Origin of the sequence: Bacteroides sp. HPS0048, from assembly GCF_964240755.1 — a bacterium.
GTDB lineage: Bacteria > Bacteroidota > Bacteroidia > Bacteroidales > Bacteroidaceae > Bacteroides > Bacteroides nordii.
In genome coordinates, this window is sequence record NZ_CAXSVC010000074.1 from 1 (window position 1) to 1,227 (window position 1,227).

A 1,227-nucleotide genomic window follows, 5' to 3' on the forward strand; every position below is an offset into this window, starting at 1 on the left:
TCTAAGTTCATCAACAATACTGCGTTGCCTACATCAGCTCTGCCCTCCTGATAACAAGGAGATTGAACAAGTTGGAGTTGACGATTGGGCTTGGCGCAAAGGCGTGTCATATGGCAGCATCGTTATCGATTTATTAAATAAGTATCCGGTTGATTTGTTGGGTGACCGTGAAGCGAAAAGTTTCCTCGAATGGATGGAAGAACACCCATGTGTAAATGTCGTCAGCAGAGACAGGGCTACCGGTTATAGTTCGGCCATTGCGTCTACCGGACGGCATGTTGTGGAGGTTGCAGACAAATTCCATCTTATTAAAAACATACACGAATGTATGGACAAGCTCCTAAGCGAGCATTATGCAGCATACTGCAATAAAATCAGGGAGAAAGAAGCCATGGACGATTGCCTTTTACAGCCAAAACAGACTGCCATGATCCATATACCTCCAAAGAAAGCGAAAGCAGATTCCCGCATGACAAAGTTTAAAGAGGTGAAAGAACTGCAGCTCAAGGGATTCAACCCCTTTGCCATTTCTAAAAAGTTGGGAATAGCCCGCCCGACTGCACTCAAATTCTGCAGAATGCAAGAACTTGCTCCGCGAAACAGCAAAGCCAGGACCGATTACCATTTGTATGACAAGCACATTGAAGACGGGGTTGCAAATGGAACACCCCTGAGTACCCTTTATGCCCAGATTTGCAACATGGGCTTCAAAGGAAGTCTGGCCCCATTCTATGCCCACTACAGATACTTGAGTGATGGACACAGGGGATTTAGATCCAAATATTTCAAACCCAACCGAAGAGTGAAACAGACCGACGAAAGGGCAAGGATATTACCTCTCAAGCGGATATCTACTATCACTGCCAAATCAATCTATCAAGGAAATATGAATAAGTCGGAAGAAGAACTGATTGAGACATTGTATCAATTTGATTGGTTTAGACAAATGCATGAAGCAACCAAATCCTTTTATTGTATTATTACAGGCACAGAAACATATGATCTAATAAGATGGATGAAAAAATATTGGAATACAGAGATACAAACGCTTAAAACATTTATACTGGGAATAAGGAAAGATTATAAAGCCGTCAAAAATACAATCAAGTATAACATTACCAATGGGATTACCGAGGGCTTTGTTAACAAACTAAAGGCAGTGAAGCGAACTATGTATGGAAGGGCAGGATTAGAGTTGCTAAGAATTAAGATGGTGATGGAACATGT

General features: G+C 41.9%; 1 protein-coding gene. It reads left to right on the plus strand.

What is annotated here, in order from left to right:
- On the plus strand, positions 1-1,227 hold a 1,227-nt coding region (locus ACESQI_RS24080), incomplete at both ends, for a transposase (RefSeq protein ID WP_373127371.1).